Below are 516 nucleotides of genomic sequence, written 5' to 3'. Positions count from 1 at the left end.
TAATCACACCTTTTTTCGTAACCGACTGCTGTCAGCCATGAAACGCAGAAGCGTGCTACTACCGATTTACGAAAAACTGCGTGAGATGGACTTTGAAGGCGTGATTGAAGCCACCGATACCCTCCTTCCCTTTCATCCCGAATACTCAAAACTGATCAGACGTTACCGTGCGCATGCAATGGTGCAAAACAAACAGTTTTCTAGCGCCCGTAACGAGTACGAAAAGTTACTCAAAGAAGACAATTTTGACTGGATTAAAACTGCACTCGCCAACACGCTAATTGAGACCGATGACTTAGAAAAAGCACAAGAAGTTCTGGAAAGCTTGAGCAGTAAAAAAGAGAACCCCTACTATCACGATGAAATGTCTAACATGGCGGTGCTGAGTGAAGACATTCCTAAAGCGATCAAACACCTTAAGCAATCGACTATGTTGTTGGATGCTGGTTCTGAGCGTGAACTGGTGATCACCAACCTCTCTTTAGCCAGCGAATCTTACGATGACGCGGTCACTTA

Annotated in this window: 1 protein-coding gene; it reads left to right on the top strand. The window is 44.8% G+C overall.

The annotated features are described in order from the left end of the window. Window positions 1-37: 37 nt before the first annotated feature. Window positions 38-516 (top strand): tetratricopeptide repeat protein (locus R7E78_RS30595; protein ID WP_318059205.1); only part of this gene is annotated, 479 nt, incomplete at its 3' end.

Source organism: Vibrio sp. YT-19(2023) (assembly GCF_033337395.1).
Note: the sequence above shows the minus strand (reverse complement) of the source record. Positions and strands in the feature narration are given on the sequence as shown.